Raw genomic sequence first — 6,486 nt, 5'->3', positions numbered from 1 at the left:
CATATATGACTCACCCTTTCTTAATTGTGTGGTTACTTTTATGATACGGTTTGAGTTTGTATATGTCTATTTTATTGTAAAAAAAGAATGTTGGCGACTACTCTTATATGAGTAGCCCCAACATTTATTATAGAGCCCAAAGGTAGATTTAGGAATATGTCGTGCTCTTTTTGCGTTGTCATTACTTTAGCAAAGGGGAACACCATAGACTTCTACGAACAACTGCGTTCAAAGGTGTATAAATGATTCTTAAGATTACGACAGATTCCTCTATAAACTGATCAAACTAAGAGCGATCCGGAATATGTCGTATTTTTTGATATTAGCCTATATGTGACATTATTTGGTGTTAGTATAAAGTATATGAACACCATAGATGTAAGCTTTCAATCGTGGTTAGGATAGTAGAAGATAGTGTGGTATACTTAAGACTCTGATTAATAATAAAAAACTATAAGAAAGGAAGGATTTTTATATGATTCATTTTTTATTGCGTAGTAAACCTACGTATGTTAATTTTGGTATGTTGGTGTTACGATTAGCTCTTGGTATTTCTATGGCCTACCATGGATATTTAAAGTTCTTGAGTGGAGCAGAAGGTTTATATAAGGTAGGTTCAATGTTAGCGCCTTTGGGGGTAAGTGGCTCCTATGAATTACTGGGTACTTTTGCAGCTTTTAGTGAACTATTAGGAGGCATATTAGTTGCTTTAGGACTATTTACTCGGTTAGGTAGCCTACTATTAGTGGGAGTTTTATTTACAGCTACTATGTTACATGTAGACACAGGGTTCTTTTCCTGGGATTATCCGTCTCAAATGGGATTTGCGGCTTTAGCAATTTTCTTTATGGGCGGTGGACGCTATAGTATAGATGCAGCTCTATTTGGGAAGTAACTTGTTGTACTATGTAGCCTGTGGAGATCTAAACTGTATATGGCAAAGGGAAGCCCATGTCATACTCCTTCTCAAACGGTATTTCATAATATTTGTTGAGGAGCATGCCATGGGCTTTTTGTGTTTGTACAAATTAGATAGTAAGGAACGCCAGAAGTCTACTGCGCTCAATTGTGTTTCTTAAGGGGGAGCACGCCTTGGGCTTCTTGTATTTGTGTGATTTAGGTAGTAAGGGACGTCACAAGGCTACTACGTGCAACTTCTTTTTTTAGGTAAAGATTGTATTTTATAAGGTATATATTTTATTTTAATATATACATTCTATAGAATCTTTACAATTCTATAGAATGTATGTTACAATACGTTACGGTATTCATATACTATCGGTATTTGAGGACACATTAGTATCTCCATCTTTCATAGAGAGGAGATCTTGTTATAGTTTAGACTCAACTGTGTGAGCCTTATACTAAGATATTAAACATTGAATGCCTATTGTTTGACATATTGCTATGTTACAGAAAGAGGCTGTTGCATAGTGTATTACAAATAGATTGAGGAGTTATGATGAACGCAAAAACAACACCATTTACAAAAGAACAATTAGAAACGATTATTGCCCAATATCCAACGCCATTCCACATATATGATGCGAAGGGCATTATGGACAATATGTGCGCATTTTTAGATGCTTTCAGCTGGGCCCCTGGATTCAAACAATATTTTGCTGTGAAAGCAACACCAAATCCATACATTATGAAAATGATGAAAGAAATTGGTGTTGGTGCTGATTGCTCATCTATGGCAGAATTAATTCTAAGTGAAAAGGTAGGTATCACTGGAGATGATATTATGTTTTCCTCTAATGATACGCCATACGAAGAATATAAAAAAGCAATAGAATTAGGTGCTATTATCAATTTAGATGATATTACGCACATAGCTTACTTGGAACAGCATGGTGAGTTACCAGATCGATTCTGCTTCCGTTACAACCCAGGTTCTTTGAAAGAAGGTGGTAACACCATCATCGGCCTTCCAGAAGAAGCCAAATATGGGATGACAGAAGAACAGATTATGGAAGCCATCAACTACCTAAAAGGAAAAGGTATCACTAACTTTGGTTTACATACGATGGTAGTGTCTAATGAATTAGATATTGATGGATTAGTAGGTACAGCTGAATTAATGTTTAACCTAGCATTACGTGTGAAAGAACAAACGGGTGTTGAAGTATCCTTCATCGACCTTGGCGGTGGTATTGGTGTTGCCTATAAACCAGAACAAACCCCAGTAGATTACAAAGTGCTAAGTGCAGGCGTTAAAGAAGCGTATGATCGTTTGATTCTAGGTACAGGTCATAGTCCTATTCAATTAGCGTATGAATGTGGTCGTATGGTAACAGGACCTTATGGTTATTTAGTAGCTACGGCGATTCATAAAAAAGATATTTATAAACATTACATTGGTTTAGATGCATGTATGTCTAACTTGATGCGTCCAGCTTTATATGGATCTTATCATCATATTACAGTGATGGGTAAAGAAAATGAACCTGCTACAATGACCTATGATGTAACTGGATCTTTATGTGAAAATAACGATAAGTTTGCCATTGATCGTCAATTGCCAAAAATAGATATGGGCGACCGCATTGTGATTCATGATGCAGGTGCACATGGACATGCAATGGGCTTTAATTACAATGGTAAATTGCGCTCCGCTGAATTGTTATTACATGAAGATGGTAGCGTTACAGAAATTCGCCGTGCAGAAACGCTTGATGATTATTTTGCTACGTTAGATTTCTCTAAGTTATAATAGATATATTTATATGTTATCTGTAGAGTGAATTTCGTATACGGTTCATGAATGTAAATAGTATACATAGTGTACGTCGAATTGGAGGCAACTACTATTGTAGTCGCCCATGATGAGGAGTAGGTCTATGTATACTATTTTTTATTAAAGTTTTAGAATAAATTATAGTTATATCCCTAAAAATTAAAGGGAATAGCATTTACAATATTGAGAAAATTCAGTATAATAAATATTGTTGAGTCTCTTGGTAGAGAATTAAAATTTCAATATACTATAAATGAATAGGTGATATATAAAATTATCATCAATATCATAGTAAAATAGTAGAAATTAGCTTGCGGTTCCAGTCTATACACGGTATAATACAGATAGTATATTTACTATTTTAGATGTAAGCCAAAGTGGCGTTCTCATACTATGAATATGACAGCGGATTACACTTTGGTGGAATCCGTTTTTTTACGGCATTCGATACAATCTAAGACCTAACTAGTCTTCTTTTTTATATAATAGCTTATTTGATAAGGAGTGACATACGTGGCAGAATTACTTCGCGTAGACAATGTACGTGCCTCTATTGAAGAGAAAGAAATCTTAAAAGGCATCAATTTAACAATTAATAAAGGTGAGATCCATGTAGTAATGGGCACGAATGGTGCAGGTAAATCTACATTGGCCAATGTAATCATGGGCAACCCTGCTTATGAAGTAACAGAAGGTTCCATCGTATTCGACGGTGAAAACATTACAGAAGAAGCTGTAAACGATCGTGCAAAAAAAGGCATTTTCATGTCCTTCCAACATCCAATTTCTGTACCTGGTATTACAGTAGAAAACTTCATCCGTACAGCTAAAAATACAATTACTGGTGAAAACGTACGTGCTTTAGCTTTCAAAAAAGAATTGAAAGCTAAAATGGAAGAGTTATCCTTCGATACATCCTATGCAAATCGTTATGTAAATGAAGGCTTCTCTGGTGGCGAAAGAAAGAAAAATGAAATTCTTCAAATGTCCATTTTGAATCCTAAATTGGCTATCCTTGATGAAACTGACTCTGGCCTTGACGTAGATGCTGTTCGTATCGTATCTGAAGGTGTAAATCGTTTCCATAATGAAGAAAATGCAGTGCTAATCATTACTCACCATAATCAAATTCTTCAAAAATTACAACCTAACTATGTACACATCTTAATCGATGGTCGTATTGTAAAAACTGGTGGCCCTGAACTAGTTCGTGAAATCGAAGAAAAAGGCTACGACGCATACAAAAATTTAGCATAGGAGGATCTCATGGAAGCGAGAAAGAAAACTCAAATTGAGGAGATGGATCGCGGCGTCTATGACATTCGTAATGAATTTGAATTCTCCTATAAATCAGAAGCTGGTTTAACAGAAGATATCATTCGTGAAATGTGGGCCAATAAAAATGAACCACAATGGATGTTAGATTTCCGTTTAAAATCTCTTGAAATTTACAATAAACTAGATGTGCCTAACTGGGTACCTGATATTAGTGCTTTAAATATGGCCGATATCGTTACCTATGTAAAACCTAAAATTGATATGAAAGAAGACTGGAATGAAGTTCCAGATGACATTAAAGAGACATTTGACCGTCTTGGTATCCAAGAAGCTGAAAAAACTTCTTTGGCTGGCGTAGGCGCTCAATATGACTCTGAAGTTGTATATCATAGTATTCAAGAAGACTTGATTCGTCAAGGCGTTGTGTATACTGATATGCAGACAGCACTACACGAACATGAAGATATTGTAAAACAATATTTCATGACATTAGTGCCACCTACGGATCATAAATTTGCGGCTTTACATGGTGCAGTATGGTCTGGTGGTTCCTTCGTATATGTGCCAAAAGGGGTGACTGTGGATATTCCATTGCAGTCTTACTTCCGTTTGAATGCACCAGGAGCAGGTCAGTTCGAGCATACGTTAATCATCGTAGAAGAAGGGGCAAAAGCACACTTTATCGAAGGTTGTTCTGCTCCAAAATACAATGTAGCTAACTTACATGCTGGTTGCGTTGAATTATTTGTAAAAGATAATGCTACTTTGCGTTATTCTACTATCGAAAACTGGTCTAAAAATATGTACAACTTGAATACAAAACGTAGCCGAGTTGGTAAAAATGGTACTATTGAGTGGGTATCCGGTTCCTTTGGTTCTGCTGTATCTTGCTTGTATCCTATGAGTATCTTAGCTGGTGAAGGGGCGCATTGTGAATTTACAGGCGTTACATTTGCTGGTGAAGGTCAATACTTAGATACAGGAGCGAAAGTAATTCATGCGGCACCACATACAACAAGTAATGTAAACTCTAAATCTATTTCTAAGAGCGGTGGTACAGCGATTTACCGTGGTGTATTAAACATCGGTAAAAATGCAGACCATTCTAAAGCAACCGTATCTTGTGAATCTTTGATGTTGGACCAAGAATCTCAATCCGATACCATTCCATCTATCACTATTGAAAATGATAATGTCGATTTAGGACATGAAGCAAAAATCGGTCGTATTTCCGATGAGGCTATTTTCTACTTGATGACTCGTGGTATTAGTGAAGAAGAAGCGAGAGCTATGCTAGTGCGTGGTTTCGTGGAACCAATTTCTAAAGAATTACCATTGGAATACGCTGTTGAAATGAATAATTTAATTACCTTAGAACTTGAAGGTTCTATCGGTTAGGAGGTTAAGATGAGCAAGACATTACATTTTAATGAATTGCCTAGACCGACTTTCCGTTGGTTAAAGGTAAATCATACAGAAGGCAATGTATGGGCTGGTACGGAACGTGCAACGGTAACAGTAGAAGGATCCAAGCACATTGTAACAGACATTACAAATAAAGAATTATTAGAGTCCTCTTATGAAGGTGTTCATGCTGGTGCGTTGCGCGATGCATCTCATCACTTTACACATGGCTATCACATTCAAGTGCCAGCCGGTGCTAAAGAAGCATTGACGATTGTCCTTGATGTACAAGGTGCTGTCAGTGAAAGAACACGCCTACAAATTGAAGCTGAAAAAGACTCTACCTTAGAATTAACGCTTTGCTTGAAAGGTGAAGCTACTGATGGTCATGTGGGATTACTTTCAGAAATCGTATCCCACACAGGGGCCTCTGTAGTATTCAAAAAAGTGCAATTGTTGACTGGTAAAGTGCAACAATTTGAACATCGTTATACACGAGTAGAAGAATCTGGTCATGTAGAGTTCATCAACATCGAGTTGGGTGGATCTGAAAACTTCTTGAATTACCAAGAGGATTTAGTAGGTGACTACGCTGAAGTAGAACATGATTTGGGATACTGTGGCAATGATACACAAGTATTTGATATCGCTATGTTAATGAAACATATCGGTAGAAAAACAATTAGCAATATTAATAATTTAGGTGCATTGAATGGATCTTCCAAGAAATCATTCCGTGGAACCTTAGATTTCTTGCGTGGTAGTATCGCATCTGAAGGTGCAGAAGAAGATACATGTTTGTTACTAACACCTCAAGTTAAATCTATCTCTTTACCATTGTTATTATGTAAAGAAGATAATGTATCTGGTAATCACGCATCCAGTGCTGGTCAATTAGATCAAGCGAAATTATTCTATTTAATGAGCCGTGGTTTCAACGAAGAGGAAGCAAAACACATCATCGTAGAATCTATGTTACGACCATTGATTGATCGTATTGGCCATGAAGAAATGGAAGAAGCTGCCTTAGCAGTACTACAACAAAAAATATAATTGAGAGGGAT

At 36.6% G+C, this 6,486-nt stretch carries 5 protein-coding genes; all 5 read left to right on the top strand.

All coding sequences use genetic code 11. From position 1 onward, the window contains the following. Positions 1–475: 475 nt before the first annotated feature. Complete coding sequence (locus EO115_RS07700; RefSeq protein WP_126938374.1) at positions 476–895, top strand: DoxX family protein; 420 nt, start codon at positions 476–478, stop codon at positions 893–895. Positions 896–1,462: 567 nt separating this feature from the next. Further along, positions 1,463–2,716 carry a diaminopimelate decarboxylase gene (locus EO115_RS07695; protein ID WP_126938376.1) on the top strand — a complete coding sequence of 418 codons (1,254 nt, stop codon included), beginning with the start codon at positions 1,463–1,465 and terminating at the stop codon, positions 2,714–2,716. 537 nt (positions 2,717–3,253) lie between these two features. Further along, positions 3,254–3,997 carry a Fe-S cluster assembly ATPase SufC gene (sufC, locus tag EO115_RS07690; RefSeq protein WP_126938373.1) on the top strand — a complete coding sequence of 248 codons (744 nt, stop codon included), beginning with the start codon at positions 3,254–3,256 and terminating at the stop codon, positions 3,995–3,997. Positions 3,998–4,006: 9 nt separating this feature from the next. After that, positions 4,007–5,416, top strand: a complete 1,410-nt coding sequence (gene sufB / locus EO115_RS07685; RefSeq protein WP_126938372.1) for a Fe-S cluster assembly protein SufB — start codon at positions 4,007–4,009, stop codon at positions 5,414–5,416. Positions 5,417–5,425: 9 nt separating this feature from the next. Then, positions 5,426–6,475, top strand: coding sequence for a SufD family Fe-S cluster assembly protein (locus EO115_RS07680; RefSeq protein ID WP_126938371.1), 1,050 nt, complete (start codon positions 5,426–5,428; stop codon positions 6,473–6,475). Positions 6,476–6,486: the final 11 nt, after the last annotated feature.

Source organism: Veillonella sp. CHU740, assembly GCF_003992055.1.
GTDB lineage: Bacteria > Bacillota > Negativicutes > Veillonellales > Veillonellaceae > F0422.
Note: the sequence above shows the minus strand (reverse complement) of the source record. Positions and strands in the feature narration are given on the sequence as shown.